This window comes from Streptomyces sp. NPDC038280 (assembly GCF_055600045.1).
In genome coordinates this window covers 582,926-605,523 of record NZ_JBVJYZ010000002.1, presented here as the reverse complement: position 1 = coordinate 605,523, position 22,598 = coordinate 582,926, and the positions used below count along the sequence as shown (strand labels likewise).

General features: G+C 71.5%; 19 protein-coding genes. 9 read left to right on the top strand and 10 right to left on the bottom strand.

What is annotated here, in order from left to right; translation table 11 throughout:
* The first annotated feature begins 31 nt into the window (after positions 1-31).
* From ACZ7J0_RS07815 to alc, 3 genes are all read left to right on the top strand, one after another.
* Entirely contained in the window at positions 32-958 is a 927-nt protein-coding gene (locus tag ACZ7J0_RS07815; RefSeq protein ID WP_470884984.1) for a DMT family transporter, read from the top strand.
* A 20-nt stretch (positions 959-978) separates the two neighbouring features.
* Complete coding sequence (locus ACZ7J0_RS07810; protein WP_470884983.1) at positions 979-1,893, top strand: LysR family transcriptional regulator; 915 nt, start codon at positions 979-981, stop codon at positions 1,891-1,893.
* Positions 1,894-1,978: 85 nt separating this feature from the next.
* Positions 1,979-3,121, top strand: coding sequence for an allantoicase (gene alc, locus ACZ7J0_RS07805; RefSeq protein WP_470884981.1), 1,143 nt, complete (start codon positions 1,979-1,981; stop codon positions 3,119-3,121).
* Between the two features lie 152 nt (positions 3,122-3,273).
* Here alc and ACZ7J0_RS07800 read toward each other — a convergent pair whose 3' ends face one another.
* From ACZ7J0_RS07800 to pepN (ACZ7J0_RS07780), 5 genes are all read right to left on the bottom strand, one after another.
* Positions 3,274-3,894, bottom strand: a complete 621-nt coding sequence (locus ACZ7J0_RS07800) for a GTP-binding protein (RefSeq protein WP_470884979.1) — start codon at positions 3,892-3,894, stop codon at positions 3,274-3,276.
* Positions 3,875-4,234, bottom strand: a complete 360-nt coding sequence (locus tag ACZ7J0_RS07795; protein ID WP_470884978.1) for a DUF742 domain-containing protein — start codon at positions 4,232-4,234, stop codon at positions 3,875-3,877. Before ACZ7J0_RS07795 ends, ACZ7J0_RS07800 begins: the two co-directional genes overlap by 20 nt.
* Entirely contained in the window at positions 4,231-4,647 is a 417-nt protein-coding gene (locus ACZ7J0_RS07790) for a roadblock/LC7 domain-containing protein (RefSeq protein WP_468706271.1), read from the bottom strand. The genes ACZ7J0_RS07795 and ACZ7J0_RS07790 overlap by 4 nt, the downstream gene beginning before the upstream one ends.
* A gap of 17 nt (positions 4,648-4,664) precedes the next feature.
* Positions 4,665-6,236 (bottom strand): sensor histidine kinase, encoded by a 1,572-nt coding sequence (locus ACZ7J0_RS07785; protein WP_470884977.1) that lies wholly within the window; start codon positions 6,234-6,236, stop codon positions 4,665-4,667.
* A gap of 201 nt (positions 6,237-6,437) precedes the next feature.
* Complete coding sequence (gene pepN, locus ACZ7J0_RS07780; protein WP_470884975.1) at positions 6,438-9,011, bottom strand: aminopeptidase N; 2,574 nt, start codon at positions 9,009-9,011, stop codon at positions 6,438-6,440.
* A 142-nt stretch (positions 9,012-9,153) separates the two neighbouring features.
* Here pepN (ACZ7J0_RS07780) and ACZ7J0_RS07775 point away from each other — a divergent pair, with 142 nt between their 5' ends.
* Positions 9,154-9,648, top strand: a complete 495-nt coding sequence (locus tag ACZ7J0_RS07775) for a DUF1203 domain-containing protein (protein WP_470884973.1) — start codon at positions 9,154-9,156, stop codon at positions 9,646-9,648.
* A gap of 89 nt (positions 9,649-9,737) precedes the next feature.
* On the opposite strand, the gene ACZ7J0_RS07770 is transcribed toward ACZ7J0_RS07775, so the two are convergent.
* The 3 genes from ACZ7J0_RS07770 to ACZ7J0_RS07760 form a co-directional block, all read right to left on the bottom strand.
* Complete coding sequence (locus ACZ7J0_RS07770) at positions 9,738-10,754, bottom strand: aspartate-semialdehyde dehydrogenase (protein ID WP_470885175.1); 1,017 nt, start codon at positions 10,752-10,754, stop codon at positions 9,738-9,740.
* A gap of 160 nt (positions 10,755-10,914) precedes the next feature.
* The gene (locus ACZ7J0_RS07765; RefSeq protein WP_470884971.1) at positions 10,915-14,232 is read right to left on the bottom strand and encodes a S8 family serine peptidase; all 3,318 of its coding nucleotides are present in this window, start codon (positions 14,230-14,232) and stop codon (positions 10,915-10,917) included.
* A 197-nt stretch (positions 14,233-14,429) separates the two neighbouring features.
* The gene (locus ACZ7J0_RS07760; RefSeq protein ID WP_470884969.1) at positions 14,430-14,972 is read right to left on the bottom strand and encodes a CGNR zinc finger domain-containing protein; all 543 of its coding nucleotides are present in this window, start codon (positions 14,970-14,972) and stop codon (positions 14,430-14,432) included.
* 143 nt (positions 14,973-15,115) lie between these two features.
* On the opposite strand from ACZ7J0_RS07760, the gene ACZ7J0_RS07755 reads away from it, so the two are divergent.
* The 5 genes from ACZ7J0_RS07755 to ACZ7J0_RS07735 all read left to right on the top strand — a co-directional run bounded on the left by ACZ7J0_RS07755 (position 15,116) and on the right by ACZ7J0_RS07735 (position 18,819).
* Positions 15,116-15,571, top strand: coding sequence for a VOC family protein (locus ACZ7J0_RS07755; RefSeq protein WP_468705994.1), 456 nt, complete (start codon positions 15,116-15,118; stop codon positions 15,569-15,571).
* Between the two features lie 123 nt (positions 15,572-15,694).
* The gene (locus ACZ7J0_RS07750) at positions 15,695-16,588 is read left to right on the top strand and encodes a pyridoxamine 5'-phosphate oxidase family protein (protein ID WP_470884967.1); all 894 of its coding nucleotides are present in this window, start codon (positions 15,695-15,697) and stop codon (positions 16,586-16,588) included.
* A 1-nt stretch (position 16,589) separates the two neighbouring features.
* Positions 16,590-17,066, top strand: a complete 477-nt coding sequence (locus ACZ7J0_RS07745) for an HPP family protein (protein ID WP_470884965.1) — start codon at positions 16,590-16,592, stop codon at positions 17,064-17,066.
* Positions 17,067-17,109: 43 nt separating this feature from the next.
* Complete coding sequence (locus ACZ7J0_RS07740) at positions 17,110-17,562, top strand: NUDIX hydrolase (RefSeq protein WP_470884963.1); 453 nt, start codon at positions 17,110-17,112, stop codon at positions 17,560-17,562.
* 90 nt (positions 17,563-17,652) lie between these two features.
* Positions 17,653-18,819 carry a serine hydrolase domain-containing protein gene (locus ACZ7J0_RS07735; RefSeq protein ID WP_470884961.1) on the top strand — a complete coding sequence of 389 codons (1,167 nt, stop codon included), beginning with the start codon at positions 17,653-17,655 and terminating at the stop codon, positions 18,817-18,819.
* Between the two features lie 11 nt (positions 18,820-18,830).
* Here ACZ7J0_RS07735 and ACZ7J0_RS07730 read toward each other — a convergent pair whose 3' ends face one another.
* Positions 18,831-19,805 carry a hypothetical protein gene (locus ACZ7J0_RS07730; RefSeq protein ID WP_470884960.1) on the bottom strand — a complete coding sequence of 325 codons (975 nt, stop codon included), beginning with the start codon at positions 19,803-19,805 and terminating at the stop codon, positions 18,831-18,833.
* Positions 19,806-19,960: 155 nt separating this feature from the next.
* Positions 19,961-22,564, bottom strand: coding sequence for an aminopeptidase N (pepN, locus tag ACZ7J0_RS07725; RefSeq protein ID WP_470884958.1), 2,604 nt, complete (start codon positions 22,562-22,564; stop codon positions 19,961-19,963).
* Positions 22,565-22,598 lie beyond the last annotated feature (34 nt).

The following is a 22,598-nucleotide window of genomic DNA, read 5'->3' as shown; positions in this document are numbered from 1 at the left end:
CCCGAGAGGGGAAAGAGAGGCAAGGACGACCGTGACACTCCTCGACCGGATCCGCACCGAAGAGCCGACGGCCGCCCAGCGCGTCACGCGGGGGGCCGGGCTCGGTCTCCTCCTCGCGGCCGTCGCCACGGTCGTCTGGTCGGGGAGCTTCGTCGCCGCCCGCGCCCTCCACGACTCCGTCCCGCCCGTCCAGCACGCCTTCTGGCGCTGGATCGTCGCACTGGCGGCCCTCGCCCCCTTCGCGGCCCGGACGACCTGGAACCGGCGTCATCTGATCCGCCGCCACATCGGCTTCGTCGCCCTGGCCGCGCTGCTCGGCGTCACCGCCTACAACACCCTGGTCAACCAGGCCGCGCTCACCACCTCGGCGGGGAACATGGGCATGATCATGGCCGCCTCGCCCGTCCTGATGGCGGTGTACGCGCGGATCGGCGGCGCCCGTCTCGGCGCCCGCCGCGCCACCGGCATGCTGATCGCCTGCGCCGGGGTGCTCCTCCTGGTGAGCAAGGGCTCGTTCGCGAGGGAGTTCGCCACCGGTGACCTCTGGATCATGGCGGCGGCCGTCTGCTTCGCCTCGTACAGCGCCCTGCTCAAGCGCCGCCCCGCCGAGATCGGCGGACTGGCCTTCCTCTTCGCGACCTTCGTCATCGGCGCGCTGATGCTGCTGCCCGCGTACGGCGTCAGCGTCGCCACCCAGGGCGGTTTCGAGGCCACCCCCGGCACGGTCGGACCGCTCCTCTATGTCGGTGTCTTCTCCTCCGCCGTCGCCTTCTTCGCCTGGAACAAGGCCGTCGCCCTGATCGGCGCCACCCGCGCCGGAGTCGTCTACTACCTCCAGCCGGTCTGCGTGGCGCTCCTGTCGTACGTCGTGCTCGGCGAGGACCTCGGCGCGCTGGGCGCCCTCTGCATGGCGCTGATCCTGGGCGGGGTCGCGCTCGGCGCGAGCCGCGAGGGGTGACCCGGGTAAGTTCCCCTCCCATGACCGAGTGGGACATCAAGAAGCTCCAGATCCTTCGCACCCTCCGTGATCGCGGCACCGTCACCGCGACCGCGGAGGCGTTGCTCATGACCCCCTCGGCCGTCTCGCAGCAGCTCACCAATCTCGCCAGGCAGCTGGGCGTCCAGCTCCTCGAGGCGCAGGGCAGGCGTGTGCGGCTCACCGACGCCGCGCATCTGGTGCTGCGGCACGCGGAGGCCGTCTTCGCCCAGCTCGAGCGCGCCGACGCCGAGTTGATGGGCTACCTGCGGGGCGAGGCGGGTGAGGTCCGGGTAGGGGCGTTCTCGACGGCCGTACCCGCTCTGGTGGTGCCGGCCGTGCAGCAGCTGCGGACCGCGCACCCCGCCCTGGAGGTGCGGGTCCGCGAGGCCGAGGCCGCCGAGGCGTACGAGCTGCTCACGGCCGGCGAGGTCGATCTGGCGCTCTCGCTCGCCGCGCACGCGCCCTCCGCCCGCGACCCCAAGTTCGCCCGCGTCCCGCTCCTCGCCGACCCGCTGGACGTGGCCCTGCCCGCCGGGCATCCGCTCGCCGACGCGCCGGGGCTGCGGCTGCACGACCTCTCCGCCGAACCGTGGATCTTCGGCGGGAGCGGACCCTGGTCGGAGATCACCCTGGCCGCCTGCGAGGCCGCCGGGTTCGTCCCGGAGCAGGCGCACAGCGCCGCCGGGTGGACGGCGATCCTCGCGATGGTCGAGGCGGGCATGGGGGTCGCCCTGGTGCCCCGGATGGCCTCGGCCGAGCGCCGTGCCGGGGTGGTGATGCGGGTCCTCTCCGCCGACCAGCCCCGCCGCCATGTGGTGGCGGCGGTACGGCGCGGGGCCGAGGAGGGCCCGGCCGTCGCGCGGGTCCTGGCGGCGCTGCGGCAGGCGGCCGTCGCGAGGGAGACCGTCCAGTAGGCAGCGCGATCTTTCAGTTGAACTGAATCCATTCATCGAAAACATTCGATGGACCTGTGACGTCCGCTCGCGGCACAGTCGTCGTATGACCTTCGACCCGAGCCAGGACCAGGACCCGCACGCCAACGACGCCGCGCCCTACGGTGGTGGCGACCCGTACGCCGACTACCGCACCGGTGACTTCCCCTTCACCGAGCTCGTCGATCTGGCCGACCGCCGGCTCGGCGCCGGAGTCGTCGCGGCCAACGACGAGTTCTTCGCCGAGCGCGAGAACCTCCTGGTGCGTGAGCGGGCCGTCTTCGACCCCGAGCACTTCGGTCACAAGGGCAAGATCATGGACGGCTGGGAGACCCGCCGCCGCCGCGGCGCGGACGCCGGGAACGTCTTCCCGGCCCCCGAGGACCACGACTGGGCGATCGTCCGCCTCGGCGCCCCCGGCGTGATCCGCGGGATCATCGTCGACACCGCCCACTTCCGCGGCAACTACCCCCAGCGGGTGTCCGTCCAGGCCACCTCGGTGGAGGGCTCGCCCAGCCCCGAGCAGCTCCTCGCGGACGACGTGAAGTGGGAGGAGATCGTCCCGGCGACGCCGGTGCGCGGTCACGCCGCCAACGGGTTCACCATCGACAGCGAGCGCCGCTACACCCATCTGCGGCTCTGCCAGCACCCCGACGGCGGTATCGCGCGCCTCCGGGTCCACGGCGAGGTCGTCCCCGACCCCGAGTGGCTCGACCTGCTCGGCACCCTCGACCTCGTCTCCGTACTCAACGGCGGGGTGTACGAGGACGCCTCGGACAAGTTCTACTCCTCGCCGACGCAGATCATCCTGCCTGGAACCTCCCGCAAGATGGACGACGGGTGGGAGAACCGCCGCCGCCGGGTCCGCGGCACCAACGACTGGGTGCGCTTCCGTCTCGCCGCCCAGGGAGCCGTGCGCGCGGTCGAGATCGACACCGCGTACCTCAAGGGCAACTCGGCAGGCTGGATCGCCCTCCAGGGGCGCAACGGCGGGACCGAGGAGAACGCGGAGTGGTTCGAGATCATCCCCCGCACCAGGCTCCAGCCCGACACCCTGCACCGCTTCAAGCTGCCGGCCCGGGCCGTCGTCACCCATGTGCGGCTGGACGCCTTCCCCGACGGCGGAGTGGCCCGGATGCGACTGCACGGCACGCTCACGGACCAGGGCGCGGCCGAACTGCGGGCGCGGTACGCGCGGCTGAGCGGCTGACCTCCGACCCATCCCCACTTCCGCCCGGCGGGCGGCCGCGGCCCTGCCCCCGGCCGCCGGGCGGACTTCAGACGCGGCGAAGGGGTGTCCCCCTGGGGGAGGGACACCCCTTCGCCGTGCGGACGCGCGGCCCTACGCCGCCGCGCCCCGCGTCACGAGACCTCAGGAGTCGCGGCGAGCGTGTACAGGTAGCGCATCAGCGTCATCAGGACGTCGCGGCTGGAGTCGCGCCGGCGGGCGTCACAGACGACCAGGGGCACCGACGCGGGCAGGTCGAGCGCGCCGCGCAGTTCCTCCAGGGGGTATTCGGGGGCGCCGGGGAAGGAGTTGACGGCCACCACGAAGGGCACGCCCCGCTCCTCGAGCCGGCCGATCACATCGAAGCTGACCTCCAGCCGACGGGTGTCGACCAGGACGACGGCGCCCAGCGCGCCCTCGAACAGGCCGTGCCACAGGAACCAGAAGCGCTCCTGGCCGGGGGTGCCGAAGAGATACAGCACCAGTTCCTCGTTGATGCTGATCCGGCCGAAGTCCATGGCGACGGTGGTGGAGCTCTTGCGCTCCACGCCCGCCGTGTCGTCGACGCCGACCCCGGCCTGGGTCATCGTCTCCTCGGTGGTCAGAGGGCGGATCTCGCTGACCGAGCCGACCAGGGTGGTCTTGCCGACACCGAAGCCGCCCACGATCACCACCTTCACGGCGGCCGCCGCCGTCTCCGGCAGTACGTCCTCGCGCCGCGGCCCCGCGGGGGGCTCAGAGCTTCTGAAGTCCATCGATCACTGCCTCAATCAATGCCAGGTCGGGGAGTTGGGCGGGGGCGACGGGCGCGCGCGAGAGGACCATGTCCATGGTGAGCAGGTCGTCGAGCAGCACCGTGACGACACTCACCGGCAGGGCCAGGTACGCGGAGATCTCGGCCACCGAGAGCGGGGCCTGACAGAGCCGTACGATCGCGGCGTGTTCCGGCTGCATCCCGGGCTTGGGCCCCGACCTGGCCACGATCAGGGTGACCAGGTCGAGTGTGGACGGCGCCGACGCACCGCTGCGGCCGCCGGTGATGACATAGAGCCGCTCGGGACTGCCGTCCTCCCAGTCGCGGCCCGGATCGCTCACGCGGCCGTTCCTCCCCCGGCGCCTCCGGCCTGGGAGGTGCCCCCACCGCGCGGCGGGCTGCTGAGATGCTCTCCGATCCGCGCCACCAGGTCCCGCATCCGCTGGCCCATGAGCCCGGCGTCCACGCCCTCGTCGGCCAGGACCGCGAGATAGGCGCCGGCGCCGGCCGCCATCAGATAGAAGAACCCGCCGTCCATCTCGATCACGACGAGCCTCATGCGGCCCTTGGAGTGCGGGAGTTCGGCGGCGACCGCCCCGGCGAGGCTCTGCAGACCGGCGCAGGCCGCGGCCAGCCGGTCGGCGGTGTCGGTCGCCGTGCCGTACTGCGCCATCCGCAGGCCGTCGGCGGAGAGCACGATCACATGACGCGTCTGCGGGACGCCCTCGGCCAGGTCCTTGAGCATCCAGTCCATATCGGCCCGCTGCTGACTCACAGCTGTTCCCCCTTGCCCGCCGAGGCCGGCGAGTCGTTGTTCTGGCGTGCGCCGGTCCGGCTCTCGCCGGTCGGGCCTTCGCCGGTCTGGTCTTCCCCGGACAGGCCGCTCTGGAAGGCGGCGAGCCACATTCCCGGCTGCGCCTGGGGCGGGGACTGCGTCTTCTCGGCGGTCCGGGCGGTGAGGACGGCGGGCTCGGCCGGCGCCGCCGTGGCACGGGTCTTGCGCCGTCGCTGCGGCAGACCGTTGGTGGTCCGTTCGGTCACCAGGGGTGCGTGGTCGTCGGCCGGGCCCGTGGTCTGCGGGTCGGCCGACTGCGGACCGGTCGCCGGGCGCGCCGCGGGCGGTGTCTCGCCGGCGGCCGGTTCGACGGCGCCCCGGGGGCCCGAGGAGGTACCGATGCCGTGGGCGACGCCCGTGGCCGCGGACGCGGCGGTGATCAGTGCCTGCGGGACGACGAGGACGGCACGCACGCCGCCGTACGCGGAGGTGCGCAGGGAGACCTGGAAGCCGTAGGCCTGGGCGAGCCGGCCGACCACCGCGAGACCCAGCCGGGGCGTCTCTCCCAGGTCGTTGAGGTCGATGCCCTGCTGTGCCTGCCGGAGCATCCGCTCGGCCCGCCTGCGGGCCTCCTCACTCATGCTCACGCCGCCGTCCTCGATCTCGACGGCGATGCCCGCGTTCACGTCGACGGCGGTCAGATGGACCTTGGTCTGCGGCGGCGAGTAGCGGGTGGCGTTGTCGAGGAGCTCGGCCAGCGCGTGGATGAGCGGTTCGACTGCGGGGCCGACGACGGCGACCTCCGAGACCGAGTGGAGCTCCACGCGCTGGTAGTCGATGATCCGGGACATGGCGCCGCGCAGCACGCTGTAGAGCGGTACGGCCCTGCTCCACTGGCGGCCGGGCCGGGCCCCGCCGAGTACGGCGATGGAGTCGGCGAGCCGGCCGATGAGCGCGGTGCCGTGGTCGAGCCGCAGCAGATCGCCGAAGACGTCCGGTGTGCGGCCGTGCCGGTCCTCCATCTCGCGGAGTTCCTGGGCCTGCTGGTGCACGATCGCCTGGACGCGCCGGGCGATGTTCACGAAGGCGCGCTGCGCCGAGTCGCGCAGGTCCTCCTCGGCGACCACGGCCCCGAGCACCGAGCGCAGCACGGCCTGGTGCGCCGCCCTGAACTCGGGGGTCAGGCCCGGGTCGTGGGCGTGGGCGGAGTCCACGGAGGCGAGGACGTCCTCCGGGAACTCCCCCCTGCGCAACCGCGTGACGACATCGGGCAGCAGCACCTCGGCGAGCCGTACGGTCTCGGTCTCCTGGCGCGACAGGGCCGTGCGCTGTGCGGCCACGGCGGCCCGGAGTTCCGCGACGGTCCGGCCGCGCCGGGCGGCCACGCCACAGGACAGCGCGACCGCGACGAAGGCCATGGCGCCCAGCCAGGCCATCGGGGCGCGGGCCGGCGCGGCGACCAGCGAGACGGCGATGGCGGTGCCCGCGGCGGTCACGACGGCGGGCAGCGCCCATATGACGGGTGAGGTGGGCCCTGAACTACCGGGCGACGATCCCTCTCGAACCATCAGAACCCTCAAACGATCGAAAGTGAAAGATCATTGGTCAACGGCCCGGAAGCTTATCGGCTTTGTGCACGAGTCTTGACAGCGGGTCATGATGTGAACGTGTCACCGGAGTTGAGGCCTCGCCGCCTGCCCCGGAAACAGCCGGGAACGCCAAGGCGCCCCGGACCAGGGGCAGTCCGGGGCGCCTTGGCGTTCGTGCTTCTACTGGGCGGCGGCCGCGTCCGCCGCCTGGGCCTTCAGCGCACGCTCCACGCCCGCGCGCGACTCCGTCACCATGCGCCGCAGCGCCGGAGCCGGGTCGTTCGCCGAGATCCACGCGTCGGTCGCGTCCAGCGTCTCCTGGGAGACCTGGAGCGACGGGTAGAGGCCCAGCACGATCTGCTGGACGATCTCATGGCTGCGGGTCGCCGCGATGCCCTTGATCGCCGCGAAGTACTTCTCCGCGTACGGGGCGAGCAGCTCGCGCTGGTCGGTCTGGACGAAGCCCGCGATGACCGCCTCCTGCACGGCGTTGGCCAGCTTGTCGGCCTCCACGACCGACGCCCAGGCCTCCGCCTTCGCCGCCTCGGTCGGCCGGGCCGCGCGCGCGGTGGCCGCGTGGCGCTCGCCCGCCGCCGTCCGGTCGCGCTCCAGCTCGCCGGCGATCTCGGTCTCGTCGTAGACACCGGTCGCGGCCAGCCGCTCCACGAACGCCCAGCGCAGCTCGGTGTCCACCGCCAGGCCCTCGATCGTCTCGGTGCCCTCCAGCAGGCCCGTCAGCAGGTCCAGCTGCTGCGGGGTGCGGGCGGTCGCCGCGAACGCGCGCGCCCACGCCAGCTGGTGGTCGCTGCCCGGCTCGGCGGAGTGCAGATGCGCCAGCGTCGCCTCGGTCCACCGCGTCAGACCCGTCTCGCGCCACTGCGGCGCCGCGTACACGTCGATCGCGAGCTTCACCTGGCGGTGCAGCGACTGCACCACACCGATGTCGCTCTCCTTGCCGATGCCCGAGAGCACCAGCTCCAGGTAGTCGCGGGCGGCCAGCTCGCCGTCCCGGGTCATGTCCCAGGCGGACGCCCAGCACAGCGCCCGAGGCAGCGACTCGGTGAAGTCGCCCAGGTGCTGGGTGACGTTGGCCAGCGAGATCTCGTCCAGGCGGACCTTCGCGTACGACAGGTCGTCGTCGTTGAGGAGCACGACGGCCGGACGGGCGGTGCCGGCCAGCTGCGGTACGTCGGTCAGCTCGGCGGCCGCGATGTCCAGCTCGATCCGGTCAGTGCGGACGAGCTTGCCGTCCCGGAGCTCGTAGAGACCGATCGCGATCCGGTGCGGGCGCAGCGTCGCCTCGCCCTTGGCGCCCGCCGGCAGCGCCGGGGCCTCCTGGCGGACCTGGAAGGAGGTGATGACCCCGGCCGCGTCCGTCTCGATCTCCGGGCGCAGGATGTTGATGCCGGCCGTTTCCAGCCACGCCTTCGACCAGGTCTTCAGGTCACGCCCGGAGGTCTCCTCCAGCGCGCCGAGCAGGTCGGACAGGCGCGTGTTGCCGAACGCGTGGCGCTTGAAGTACGCCTGCACGCCGGCGAAGAACTCGTCCTGGCCCACGTAGGAGACGAGCTGCTTGAGCACCGACGCGCCCTTGGCGTAGGTGATGCCGTCGAAGTTGACCAGGACGTCCTCGAGATCGTTGATCTCGGCCATGATCGGGTGGGTGGACGGCAGCTGGTCCTGGCGGTAGGCCCAGGTCTTCTCCGAGTTGGCGAAGGTGGTCCAGGCGTTGGGCCAGCGCGAACCCTCCGCGTACGCCTGGCAGGCGACCGAGGTGTAGGTGGCGAACGACTCGTTCAGCCACAGGTCGTTCCACCACTCCATGGTGACCAGGTCGCCGAACCACATGTGGGCCAGCTCGTGCAGGATGGTCTCGGCCCGGCGCTCGTACGCCGCGTCCGTCACCTTCGAGCGGAAGACGTACTGGTCGCGGATGGTCACCGCGCCCGCGTTCTCCATCGCGCCCGCGTTGAACTCCGGCACGAAGAGCTGGTCGTACTTGGCGAAGGGGTAGTCGTAGGCGAACTTCTCCTGGAACCAGTCGAAGCCCTGCCGTGTCACCTCGAAGATCGCGTCCGCGTCCAGGAACTCGGCCAGCGACGGACGGCAGTAGATGCCCAGCGGAACGGACTGGCCGTCCTTCTCGTACGAGCTGTGCACCGAGTGGTACGGACCCACGATCAGCGCGGTGATGTAGGTGGAGATGCGCGGCGTCGGCTCGAAGACCCAGATGTCGTCCTTGGGCTCGGGCGTCGGCGAGTTGGAGTTCACCGTCCAGCCGGAGGGCGCCTTCACCGTGAACTGGAAGGTCGCCTTGAGGTCCGGCTGCTCGAAGCTGGCGAAGACCCGGCGCGCGTCCGGCACCTCGAACTGGGTGTAGAGATAGGCCTGGTTGTCGACCGGGTCGACAAACCGGTGCAGGCCCTCACCGGTGTTCGTGTACGCGCAGTCCGCGACGACCCTCAGCTCGTTGCGGCCCCGGCGCAGAGGGCCGAGGGCGATCCGCGAGTCCCGGAAGACGGCGGCCACATCGAGCGCGTGCCCGTTCAGTACGACCTCGTGGACGGCGGGGGCCACCAGGTCGATGAAGGTCTCCGCGTCGGCCTCGGCGGAATCGAAGCGGACGGTGGTGACGGACCGGTAGGTGCCGCCCTCCTGCGCGCCGGACAGATCGAGGTCGATCTCGTACGCGTCCACCGTCAGCAGCTTCGCCCGCTGCTGCGCCTCTTCACGGGTCAGGTTTGTGCCAGGCACCCGGTCATCTCCTCGGTTCGTGACGTTTGCGGCCATCCTTCCACGCCGTCCGGATGGCGGACCGGGCTCCGGTTCGGCCCCGGGCGAACGCCACGACCGAATTCCGCCAGCGTGGGCCCGCGCACGCGCGGAGGCTGGTCCCATGACCACCTACACCGCGCTGCCCATCCACCCCGACGCGCTGAAGCAGCTCCGCGACAGCGACGACGCGGGCCGTCCCTGTGAGCCCTACACCGACCTCACGGGCGGCGACCCGCTGCGCTGCTGCCTGCGGCCCAGCCGGATAGGGGAACGGATCGCGCTCGTCTCCTACGCCCCGCTGCGGCGGTGGGCCGCCGAGACCTGGGCCCGTCCCGGCGCCTACGACGAGCAGGGGCCGGTCTTCATCCACGCGGAGGAGTGCGAGGGGCCCGGGGAGCCGGAGGCGTACCCCTTCGCCAGGACCGGCGCCCTGCGCACCGTCCGGCGCTACGACTCCGAGGGCAGAATCGCCGGCGGCCGCCTCCTGGAGATCCCGGAGGCGGCCGACGAGGGGTTCGACGCGGCGTTCGCGGAGGCCTTCGCCGACCCGGAGGTGGCCCTGGTGCACGTCAGGGCCGTCGAGTACGGCTGCTTCCACTTCGAGGTCAGGCGCTGAACGCTCGGGCACCCAGAGGTCAGGCGCCGAGCTCCGCCGCGACCAGCTCCGCTTCGAGGTCAGGCGCTGAACGCTCGGGCACCCAGAGGTCAGGCGCCGAGCTCCGCCGCGACCAGCTCCGCGATCTGCACGGCGTTCAGCGCCGCGCCCTTGCGGAGGTTGTCGTTGGAGAGGAAGAGGGCGAGGCCGTTGTCGACGGTCTCGTCGACGCGGATGCGGCCCACGTACGAGGCGTCCTTGCCGGCCGCCTGGAGCGGCGTCGGGATCTCGGAGAGCTCCACGCCCTCGGCGTCCTTCAGCAGTTCGTAGGCGCGCTCCACGCTGATGGGACGCTCGAAGCGGACGTTGACCTGGAGGGAGTGGCCGGAGAAGACCGGCACTCGCACGCAGGTGCCCGAGACCTTGAGCTCCGGGATCTCCAGGATCTTGCGGGACTCGTTGCGGAGCTTCTGCTCCTCGTCGGTCTCGAAGGAGCCGTCGTCGACGAGGGAGCCGGCGAGCGGGACCACGTTGAAGGCGATCGGGCGCTTGTAGACACCCGGCTCGGGGAACTCCACGGCCTCGCCGTCGAACGCCAGCTGGTCGGCCTTCTCGGCCACCGCGCACGCCTGGGTGCGCAGCTCCGCGACGCCGGCCACGCCCGAGCCGGAGACGGCCTGGTAGGTGGTGGCGATCAGCGCGACGAGGCCGGCCTCCTGGTGGAGCGGCTTGAGGACGGGCATCGCGGCCATGGTGGTGCAGTTCGGGTTGGCGATGATGCCCTTGGGGCGGTCCTTGATCGCGTGCGGGTTGACCTCGGAGACGACGAGGGGCACCTCGGGGTCGCGGCGCCAGGCGGAGGAGTTGTCGATCACGACGGCGCCCTGGGAGGCGACCTTCTCGGCGAGGGCCTTCGACGTGGCGCCACCGGCGGAGAAGAGCACGATGTCCAGGCCGGTGTAGTCGGCCGTCGAGGCGTCCTCCACCGTCACGCCGTCCACGACGCTGCCGGCGGACCGGGCGGAGGCGAAGAGGCGCAGCTCGGTGACCGGGAAGTTGCGCTCGGTGAGGATCTTGCGCATGACCGTGCCGACCTGACCGGTGGCTCCGACGATTCCGACCTTCACCTGGAACTCCTTCATACGTGCGTGCGGCGTGGGTGCCGCGTCCATGATGCGTATGACCACGGCCGCCTTGTCCAATCCATTGTCCGATGGACGGACGGTGGCGCACATGAGAAGGGCGGGCGCCCTACGGACGCCCGCCCCCGTGTTTCTCACAACAGTGCTACGGCGTGACCTTGCCGATCACGACGCTGCCGGTGCCCGCGACGGTTCCGCGCGCGTTCACCAGCTGCACCTCGCCGAAGAACTGCCGGCCCTCGGGCGCGGCGCCGGCGACCAGCACCTCGGCGCCGACCTGGGCGCTCGCGCCGTTCGCCAGCTGTACCGACTTCGACTCGTCGACCTTCACGGTGCCGAGCGCGGCGGAGTAGTACACGTCCTTGTAGTCGTACGTGGTGCCCTCGGCCGCCTGGACCGAGTAGCCGTCGATGACGACCGTGTACGTGCCGGCGGCCGGCTTGACCAGGGAGACGGCCTCCTCCGAGTCACCGTCCGCGGACTGGCCGACCCTCGTGGCGCCCTTGTAGACCGTGAGGTCCAGGTCGGCCGCCTTGTCGGAGGTGTTGCCGATGACGACGTCGAGACGCTCGACGCCCTCACCGATGGTGATCTCGCGGGTCTGCTGCTCGTGGTGCTTGATGGTCGGGGTCTCGACCTTCGCGGAGCCCAGCGAGCCGCCCTTCAGCTTGCCCTCCAGCGCGGCGAAGCCGTTGGTGACCTTCCACTCGACGGCGGCCGGGGTGCCGACCTTCGCCTCGGGGACGGTCTGGGTGGCCGGGTCGAACGCGGCACCCAGCACCGTGACGTCCAGCTTGTACGGGTTGTCCAGGTCCGGCGACGTGCGACGGGCCTCGACCTCGATCTCCCAGACGCCCGGCGTCGGGTCCGCGTACGAGCGCAGGTCCGGACGGCAGGTGTTGGCCGGGTTGTAGTGCGGGTAGCAGACGTTCGACGCGGTGTCCTCGAGCGCCACACCGTACGGGTGGATGGAGATGAACCGGGTCTGGCTCTTCTCCTTCAGCCCGCCGATCGCCACCTCCAGCGACTTGGCGCCCTGCGGCACGGTCACGAAGTACGACTTGTGGCTGTTGCGCTGCACCGAGCCGGTCGCCGAGTAGGAGTAGCCCGGCTTGGCCAGCTGCTGGGAGGCGACCACGGTCGACAGGATCTGCTTGTCGATGCCCTCGGTGCGCTCGTCGTCCAGCTGCAGGATCGCGCTGTGGACGCCGGCGGTCTTCGCCGTGGCCTCGACCTTGACGGTCACCGGCTTGTTGAGCGGCAGGGTGATGTAGTCGTACGCGGTGGCGGCCTTGAAGGTGCCGTCGTTGTACTTCCAGCTCAGGTCGTGCCGCACGCCGTAGGACGGGCCCGAGGTCCGGGTGATGGTGACGTCGTACGTCTTCCTCTTGCCGGTCTTCAGACCGCCCTCGCGGTCGTAGATGCCGGTGCCCGTGTGCGGGGCCGGGAAGATCGCGGTGTCCACCGGAGCGGTGACCTTGTAGTCGTGCGCGGTCGCGCCCGCCTCGATCGACTGCCAGGCTTCCTTGATGTCGATCAGGCCGGAGCCCTGCTCGTGCGCGGCCACACCGGCGATCTTGTTCGCGGTGCTGGTGAGGGCGGTGCGCAGGGTGAGCGGGGAGAGCTCGATCTTCTTCTGCTTCGCGGCGGACAGCAGCAGCGCGGACGCGCCGGCGGCCTGCGGCGACGACATCGACGTGCCGTTGAGCATGCCGTAGCCGGCGGGCAGCGTGTAGCCGGCCTCGGCGACGCCCGAGCCCGCCTGCCAGGTCGGCGTGGTGTTCACGGCCGAACCGGGGGCGGTGATCGTCGGGGTGAAGCCGCCGTCCTCACGCGGACCGCGCGAGGAGAAGGGGAACATGGCGTACTTCTTCTCGACGGCCGAGCCGTAGTTGGCGGCCCAGGTCTCCTTGGAGATGGCCGCGCCGACCGAGATGACCTTGTCGGCCAGGCCGGGGTCGCCGATCGTGTTGATGCCGGGGCCCTCGTTGCCGGCCGAGATGACCAGCTGGACGCCGGTCTCGTCGATCAGGCGCGTGTAGAGCCGGGCGCGGACGTTGTCGCCGTCGTTCTGCGCGGGCAGGCCGCCGATCGACATGTTGACGATGTCGACGCCACGCTTCTCGACGAGGTCCGTCATGCCCTCCATGAGGGCGGTGTTGGTGCAGCCGCCGGACCATGTGCAGGCACGGGCGGAGACGATCTTCGCGCCGGGCGCGGCGCCGTTCATCCTGCCGCCGAACAGGCTGTGGGCGGCGGTGATACCGGCGACGTGCGTACCGTGCGAGGACTCGACGATGCCGATGTTGACGAAGTCGGCCTTCTTGCCCTCCCAGTCCGGACCCGCGGCGTCCATCGGGACGTCCTTGCGGATCTCGATGACGAAGGGGGTGCGCTCGGCGACCGGCGTGGACGGGTTGTCGGTACCGAAGTAGCCGATCTGGTACCCGTCCTTGTACGGCTTCATCGGCTCGTTGTCCGTGAAGTCGTTGTTCTGGTCGGTGTCCACGCGGACCGTGCCGGCGGCCGCGTCGTACAGCATGCCGAAGAGGTCGGTCTTGTCGCCGTCGCGGTTGATGTCACCCGCCGGGTCGCCGCCCGCGGTGATCGCCTCGTTGAAGCGGCTGAACTGGTAGGAGCCCGCAGGTGCCTTCCAGCTCTGCTGCGCGGCGGTGAAGACCGGGCCGTCGACCGGGGAGATCTGCGCGCGCCAGGTGGCGTCGCCCTCGGTCAGCGGGTCGGTCGCGGTGATCCAGTCGACGATCTTGCGCTCGCCGGTGGTGGTCTTCTGCAGCGCCGGGTGGCCGAGGTCGACACCCGAGTCGAGGATGCCGATGGTCACGCCGCGGCCGTCGGCCTTGGGGTGTTCCTTGACGAAGTCCACCGCGCCGGTCTCGAAGGACGGGTTGTACGGGTTCTTCGCCGGGGTCTGCGCACCCGGGGCCGGGTAGGTGTCCGCGGTGGCCGCGCCCGCCGGTCCGGTGGTGCCCGCGTCCGGGGTGGGGTCGTCCAGCTTGATCTCGGCCTGGAGGTCGATCGACTGGACCGAGGAGAGCTTGGAGGCCGCCTTGATCGCGGCGTCCGCCCGGCCGGTGGGCAGGGTGGCCCGGACGTAACCGAGCTTGTCGTGCGTCTTGCCGACCGACGCGCCCTGGACCGCGTCGAGCTGGTCGGCGACCTGCTCGGTCGCGCCGGGCGCGGTGGCGATCAGGACGGTGACGGACTTCTGCCCCTTGGCCTCCGCGTCGGCGAGCCGCTGCGCGTCGGTCGAGCCGAGCTTGTCGGCCGCGTCGGAGGACTTGACCGGGGGAGTACCCGCCGAGTCGTCGGCGGCGAGGACCGGTGCGGCGCCGGCCGCGACCAGTGCCGCCACGAGACCGGCGGCGGCGGCCACACGGGCCGCGCGTCTGTGCCCGGGCTTCGAGCGCCCGGATATGGAGCTCTGGGATTCGGGGGTGGTCATCTACATCCCTGTATGTGAAAGAGAGGGTCCGGAATACGGTGCCGGATGACCGCTCACCCTTTCGTAAGTGACAGGGGTTTGTGGAGACTTGTCGAGGGGTGGGATACGGCTGTGGCGCACATCCGCCACCGCTGGACATGCGCCACAGGGCCCAAACCACCCTCAACCCGTACAGGACGACGGGCACTTGGCTCGTTTTAGTTGTCCTTTGTACGAGCGTAATGACGCGAGGCCTTCGCGCGGTTGCCGCACGCGGCCATCGAGCACCAGCGACGGGTGCCGTTCCGCGAGGTGTCGAAGAAGTGCAGGATGCACGCCTCGTGGGCGCAGGCCCGGATCCGGTCGGGCGCGGTGCGCAGCAGGTCCAGGTAGTCGCGGGCGGCGGTCCAGCCCGGGCCCCAGGCCGGCTGGGCGAACTCGGCCTCCTCGCCGGGGCCGTCCGCGCTCAGCGTGGCCCTGATCCGGCCGTGTCCGAGCACGGAGTCCACCAGGGCGGCGGCCCTCGGGTCGCCGGGGCGGTCCACGATCGCGCTCAGCGCGTCACGGGCGGCGAGGGTGTGGCGCAGGGTCGTGGCGTCGGCGGTGAAGCGGTCGTCGAGCCCGTTGGACGCCAGCCAGACGCCCAGTCCGTCGGTGTCGGTGAGCAGGTCCTGGCGGACGCCCTCGTGGTTCCACCGGGTGTTGAGCAGGTCGAGGGAGACCGGCTCGCCGACGAGTGGCCGCGGATCGGAAACGGACATCCCGGCATCTCCTCTCTGTCTGCCCCCGCTGCTAACCCCTCAAGAGTACGTGAGTGGTTGACGCTCGTGGCATCTAACCTCTAAAGTCGAATTCAGCGGTTAGGTCGTACCGACGGGAACCGCACTGCCGAGAGAGGAACGCCATGACGGCGACCAGCACCCTGCGCACCGGCCACATCGGCCTGAACGTCACGGACATCGAGCGGTCCCTCGCCTTCTACGGGGACGTCCTCGGCTTCGAGGTGATCGGCGAGGGCAAGGAGGAAGGGCAGCGCTACGCCTTCCTCGGCCAGGAGGGCCGGCTCGTCCTGACCCTCTGGCAGCAGGCCGACGGCCCGTACTCCCCGCGGTTCGCCGGCCTCCACCACCTCGCCTTCGAGGTCGACTCCATCGAGCGGGTCAAGGACGCCGAGGCCAGGCTGAAGGACCGGGACGTCTCCTTCGCCTACGAGGGCGTGGTCGCCCACCGCGAGGGCTCCGCCTCCGGCGGGATCTTCTTCCACGACCCGGACGGCACCCGACTGGAGATCTACGCCCCCACCGGCGCCGAGGGCGCGCAAGCGCCGTCCGAGTCGGCTCCGACGTGCGGCTTCTTCTAGTCGTCCTCGTGGTGGGCACTCGCCGCGCGTGCGCGGAGCGGGTGGGCACCACTCGAACGCGCTCCCGCGCCGAGGCCCCGAGGCCCGGAGCCGGGGGCCCCCGCACCCTGAGAGGACCTCCTCATGGACCCGTACCACGCCGGCTCCCTCGCCGTGCAGACCCGCGCCGGCGTCCGCGAACGCGCGGCGCACGCCGGCCGCTCCATCGGCCCGGGCATCCGCCCTGTCGCGGCCGCCTTCCTGGAGCTGCAGCCCATGCTGGTGCTCGGCGCCGCCGACCGCGAAGGCCGGGTGTGGAGCTCACTGCTCACCGGGCAGCCCGGATTCGTACGGGCCACGGGACCGCACGCGGTGTCCGTCTCCGGCGGCTTGCCGCAGGGTGACCCGCTCGACGGGGCGATCGCCCTCGGCGGCACCCCCGTCGGAACCCTCGCCCTCGACCCCCGCACCCGGCGCCGTATGCGGCTCAACGGCACCGCGCACCCCACCGCGCGCGGTCTCGCCGTCGCCGCCGAGCAGGTCTTCTCCAACTGCCCGAAGTACCTGCAGAAGCGCGAACTGTACGAGCCCGTTCCCGGCACCGGGCCGGGTGCCGTGCGGCGCGGCGGACCACTCGACCCCGACCAGGAACGGTTCGTCCGCGCCGCCGACACCTTCTTCATCGCGACCGCCGCGCCCGACGGGGCCGACGCCAGTCACCGCGGCGGCAACCCCGGCTTCGTCCGCGTCGACTCGCCCACCACCCTCAGCTGGCAGGACTATCCCGGCAACGCGATGTTCCTGACCCTGGGCAATCTCGAGTCCGACGGCCGGGCCGGACTGCTCTTCCTCGACTGGGCCACCGGCAGCACGCTCCAGCTCACCGGAACCGCCCGTACCGAGTTCGGCCTCCACGGCCGCACGACACGGTTCGACATCCACCACACCGTGTGGACGGAGGCGGCGAGCCCGCTGCGCTGGTCCGCCCCCGAGTACTCACCGGCCAACCCGCCCCTCGCCCCCACCCAAGGAGACTGATGTGACCGCGTCGGCCCCGGCGCCGCCCCGCCCGCGCGTCCTGCTCACCGCCACGTCCCTCAGCGTCCTGGCGCTCCTCGCCGTCGTCGCCGTGGGCACCCTGATCCACCAGCCGCTGCTCATCCCGCCCCTCGCCGCCAGCATGGCGCTGGTCGCCGGCGCCCCCGACCTGCCGCTCGCCCAGCCCCGTTCCGTCGTCGGAGGACAACTGCTCTCCGCCCTCACCGGCTTCGCGGTCCTCACCGTGGCGGGACCCGGCCTCTGGAGCGCGGCCGTCGCCGGGGGTCTCGCGCTCGGCGTCATGTCGCTCGCGCGCACGCCCCACTCGCCGGCCGCCGCCACGGCTGTGATCGTGGCCCTCCAGGACCCGCCGTTCCGCTCCTTCCTCGGCCTGCTCGCCGTGGCCTGCGCCCTGCTGGTGGCCGTCGGCGTCGCCGGTGCGCGGGCGACGGGCCGCCCCTACCCCGCGTACTGGTGACCGGGGTGGCCCCGATGTCCGAGGCGCCCTTTAACCTCCCTTCATGAACAAGGAGTTGAGGGTGGCGGCCTACGCCGTGTGCGTACGGGACGACGAGATCCTGCTCGCCCGCTGGGTGGCCGGGGACGGCGCGAAGCGGTGGACGCTGCCCGGTGGCGGCATGGACCACGGCGAGGACCCCCTCGACACCGTCGTCCGCGAGGTCGAGGAGGAGACGGGCCACACCACCGAGGTGACCGCGCTCCTCGGCGTCGACTCGATCCGCCGCACCTACTCGCGCCGCTTCGGCGCCGCCGACTACCAGGGCCTGCGCATCGTCTACGAGTGCCGGGTCACCGGCGGCGAACTGCGCAACGAGATCGACGGCTCCACCGACCTGGCCGCCTGGTACCCGCTCGACGCGGTTCCGGCACTGGAACGGGTGGAACTCGTCGACACCGGCCTCGCGCTGTGGCGGGAGCGCCCCGCTCTCGGCAGGGTCGTACGGAACGGCTGAAAACCGCTCAACCCCCGCAGGCCCGCTCAACGCCGCACACCCCCGCGGAGTCCTGTCCCACGACCGCAGTCGACGAGCAGGGGAGCTCGCATGTCAGTACGCACGGTTCGGCCGGCCCGCACGGTGCTGGCGGTGGTGGCCACGGCCGCCGCCCTCGCCCTCACCGCACCCTCGGCGGCGACCGCCGCCGACACCGGCGCCGCCAAGGGGGGCGGTCACCGCGCCACCCAACGGGCCCTCGCGGAGGCCGTCAAGGAGGGCGTGCCCGGGGCCCTGGCGCAGGCCCGCGACGGACGCGCCACCTGGACCGGCAGCGCGGGCGTCGCCGACCTCGACACCGGCCGCGAGCGCCGGGGCCAGGACCGCTACCGGGTCGGATCCATCACCAAGACCTTCGTCGCCACCGTCCTTCTCCAACTGGAGGCGGAGGGGCGGCTCGACCTCGACGACCCCGTGGAGCGCTGGCTTCCGGGCGTGGTCCGGGGCAACGGCCACGACGGCCGGCAGATCACTCTGCGCCAACTCCTCAACCACACCAGCGGCATCTACAACGTCACCAGCGATCCCGAGTTCGTGAACAAGATCTTCGGCCCCGGGTTCCTGGAACACCGCTACGACCGCTGGACCCCCGGGCAGCTCGTGGCGCTGGCGATGAAGCACGAGCCGGACTTCGAGCCGGGTACCTCCTGGAACTACTCCAACACCAACTACGTGCTGGCCGGCATGGTGATCGAGAAGGTGACGGGCCGGCCGTACGGAAAGGAGGTCGAGCGCCGCATCCTGAAGCCGCTGAAGCTGCGCTCCACCACCGTCCCGGGCACGGAGGTGACCATGCCGAAGCCGAGCGGACGGGCGTACTCCAAGCTCGGCGGGGGCCCGGACGCGACGACCCACGACGTCACCGAACTGAGCCCCACGATCGCCTACTCCGCCGGGGAGATGATCTCCAACTCGGGGGATCTGCAGCGCTTCTACCGGGCACTGCTGGGGGGTGAGCTGCTGCCGCCCGCGCAGCTGAAGGCGATGACCGACACGGTCGCCATGAGCCCCGACGAGCCGTCGCTCCGCTACGGACTGGGGCTGATGCGGCAGAAGCTGAGCTGTGGCACGGAGGTGTGGGGCCACGGTGGTGGCATCCACGGATCGTCGTCGCAGGCCGTGGTCACGCGCGACGCCCGCCACTCGCTCGCGATGAACTTCAACGCCGACTGGGCCGGTGACAGTCAGAAGGTCGTCGAAGCGGAGTTCTGCGGCTAGGAGGACTCGGCCTAGCGGGGGAGGACGACGACATACGCGGAGGGGGACCGGTCCGTCGCCGCCATCAGCGCCGTGCGGACCACGGTCGCCTGCTGTTCCAGTGAATCCCGCAGCTTGCGGGGGGTGATGTGGACGACGGTGATGCCCAGCCGCTCCAGATGCTCCCGCTTGCGGGTGTACTCCGACCACAGGGCGTCGTCGTCGTGGCGGGGCGCACGCGTGTCCAGCTCCACGGCGACGGCCTGGTCGGGCCAGTAGGCGTCGAGGCCGCCGAGGTGCGGGCCGCCGGGCAGTCTGAGATCCACGTTCCACAGGGGGTCGGGCAGCCCGTAGGCCCGCACCATGTCGTACAGCCGGTCCTCGGCGATGGCCCGGCCCTCGGCGAGCAGCGAGTCCACGGCGTCCACCACATGCGGCCGTGACAGCAACCGGGCGCGGTTCAACTCCCTGACAATCGCCCCCGGTTCGCAGTGTCCGCCGCGCACCGCCTCGGTGAGCAGCCGGCGTACGACGGTCGGGTCGGTCAGCTCCGCCACCGCGTCGGCGAGTGCCCGGGCCACCGGTGCGACGGGCACGCCGGTGATCTGCTCCGGGACGGGCATGTCCTGCGCCCGGACGATCCGCACCCCGCCGAGGGACCGCAGCCGCCGGGTCCGGGTGACGAGAACCTCGATCCGGTCGAGGGACAACAGCGGGGGAGCGGCGGAGAACTGGCGCAGCGCGAGGGCCGCGAGGCCGGTGATCATGGCGGCGGAGCCGCCGTACAGGAGGGCCGCGTGCAGCCGCTCCTCGCTGGTGGGCGGCCCCGGGTGGAGCAGATACACACCGGGCAGCAGCTGCTGCCAGGGCCCGCCGGCCCGGCACTGCGCGCCGAGCTCGGCGGCGGAGACGCCGTGGGCGCGGAGCTGCGCGGTGGACATCACGCGCTGCCGGGAGTCGGCGAGGTCGGGGAAGGGGAGCGGGGAGAGCGGGGTGTTGTGGGTCATGCCGGGGGTCTTCCGCCGCCCGGGCCCTCACTAACCGCTGTTACAGTCCCGTCGACATTTAGGGACAACACCGCCCTAAAGTACGGACGTTCGACTGCCGATGAGGGGTGCCGCCGGGTGGGCGTCCCTGACGGACACCCACCCGGCGCGATCGGCTAGGCGGCAGCCTCGTCGCAGGCCTGACCCCGCAGCGCCCGTGCCAGGTCGTCACGCGCCTCGAGGACCAGCCTCCGCAGCGCCGGCGCCGCCGACTCGTGCTCCGCCAGCCACGCGTCCGCCGCCGCCAGCGTCCTCGTGTCGCCCTGCAGCGCGGGGAACAGCCCCCGCACCACGTCCATCGCGATCTGGATCGACCGGTCCGCCCACACCCGTTCGATCGCCTCGAAGTACGTGGGCGCGTACGGCGCGATCAGCGCGCGCTGCGACGGCTGCGTGAAGCCGGCGATCGTCGCCTCGACCAGCGCGTTGGACAGCGCGTCCGACTCCACGACCGCCGCCCACGCCTGCGCCTTGACCGCCTCGGAGGGCCGTGCGGCCAGGCATCGCACCTGGTGGCGCTTGCCGGTCGCCGTGTCGTCCCGGGCCAGCTCCGCCGCGATCACGGTCTCGTCCGCCCGGCCGTGCGCGGCCAGCGGCAGCAGGAAGCTCCAGCGCAGTTCCTGGTCGACGTCGAGGCCGTCGATCTTCGCCGTGCCGTCGAGCAGCCCCTCGAGAAGCTGGAAGTCCGCGTCCGAGGTGGCCGCCGCCGCGAAGAAGCGTGCCCAGGTCAGCTGGTGCTCGCTCGCCGGCTCGGCGAGCCGCAGCTCCTTCAGGGCGCCCTCCGCGAGGAGCCGCGCACCCTCCGCGCGCCACTGGGGAGACGCGTAGTTCACCAGCGCCGACTGGGCCCAGGCGTGGAGCATCTGCAGCACGCCGATGTCCGTCTCCCGACCGGCGAAGTCGAGCACGATCGAGATGAAGTCCCGGGCGGGCATCAGCGCGTCGCGCGTCAGGTTCCACAGCGCCGACCAGCACAGGGCCCGCGCCAGCGGATCGGTGATGTCGCCCAGGTGGGCGCGGAGCGTCGCCAGCGATCCCTCGTCGAAGCGGATCTTGCAGTAGGTCAGGTCGTCGTCGTTGACGAGGACGAGGTCCGGACGCGTCTCGCCCGCGAGCGCGTCCACGACCGTCCGCGCCCCGACCACGTCGACCTCGGCGCGGGCGTACCGCACGAGCTCGCCGTCCGTCGAGAGCCGGTACAGTCCCACCGCCGCGCGGTGCGGCCGGAGTTCGGTCCCGTCCTGGACCACGGCCAGCTCGGTGATCCGGTCGCCCGCGTCATGGGTCACCGCCGGCGCCAGCGTGTTCACACCGGACGTCTCCAGCCAGGACCGCGACCAGCTCCGCATGTCGCGCCCGGAGGTCTCCTCCAGGACGGAGAGCAGGTCGGCCAGGCGGGTGTTGCCGTACGCGTGCCGCTTGAAGTAGCGCCGCGCGCCCTCCAGGAAGGCGTCCCGTCCCGCGTACGCCACCAGTTGCTTCAGCACCGACGCTCCCTTGGCGTAGGTGATGCCGTCGAAGTTGAGCTTGGCGTCCTCCAGGTCACGGATGTCGGCCGTGATCGGATGGGTGGACGGCAGCTGGTCGGCGCGGTAGGCCCACGCCTTGCGGTTGTTGGCGAAGGTCACCCAGCTGTTGGTGAAGCGGGTCGCCTCCGCCAGCGAGAAGGAACCCATGAAGTCGGCGAAGGACTCCTTCAGCCACAGGTCGTCCCACCACACCATGGTGACCAGGTCGCCGAACCACATGTGCGCCATCTCGTGCAGGATGACGTTGGCCCGGCGTTCGTACGCCGCCTGTGTGACCTTGCCGCGGTAGATGTACTCCTCGCGGAAGGTGACCATGCCCGGGTTCTCCATCGCGCCGAGGTTGTACTCGGGGACGAAGGCCTGGTCGTACTTCCCGAAGGGGTACGGGAAGTCGAAGTTGTCGTGGAAGAAGTCGAACCCCTGCTTGGTGATCAGGAAGACGTCGTCCGCGTCGAAGTGCTTGGCGAGCCCCTTGCGGCACATCGCGCCGAGCGGGATCTCCAGGTCGCCGCGCTTGTAGGTGTCCGTGACGTAGTGGTACGGCCCCGCCACGACACAGGTGATGTACGTCGAGATCGGCGCCGTCTCGGCGAAGCGCCACACCCCGCCCTCCCGGCGCCCGCCATCGCCCTCGTTCGGATGCGCTTCGCGCCCGTCCCGTACCCGCTCGCCCACGCCGTTCGACCAGACCGTCCAGTCCTCGGGCGCGGTCACCTCGAAGCGGTAGGGAGCCTTCAGGTCCGGCTGTTCGAAGGTGGCGAAGACCCGGCGGGCGTCGGCCGGCTCGTACTGCGTGTACAGATAGACCTCGCCGTCCTCCGGGTCGACGAAGCGGTGCATGCCCTCGCCGGTGCGGCTGTACGCGCACTGCGCGTCGACCACCAGCACGTTCTCGTCGGCGAGGCCGTCGAGCGCGATGCGGGAGCCGTCGAAGACGACGGCCGGGTCCAGGGCGCGGCCGTTGAGCGTGACCGAGGTCACCGACGGGGCGATCAGGTCGACGAACGTCGTGTCCCCGGGCGCGGTCCGGCGGAAGCGCAGCGTGGTCACCGAACGGAAGGTCCGGGGCCCGGCCCCCTCCGGGACATCCCCGACCGCGGACCGCAGATCGAGGGCGACCTCGTACCCGTCGACGGACAGCAGCTCGGCCCGCTCGCGGGCCTCGTCGCGGGACAGATTCTCACCGGGCACGGGCACTCCTTCGTGACTCGTTCGACAGCAGCGA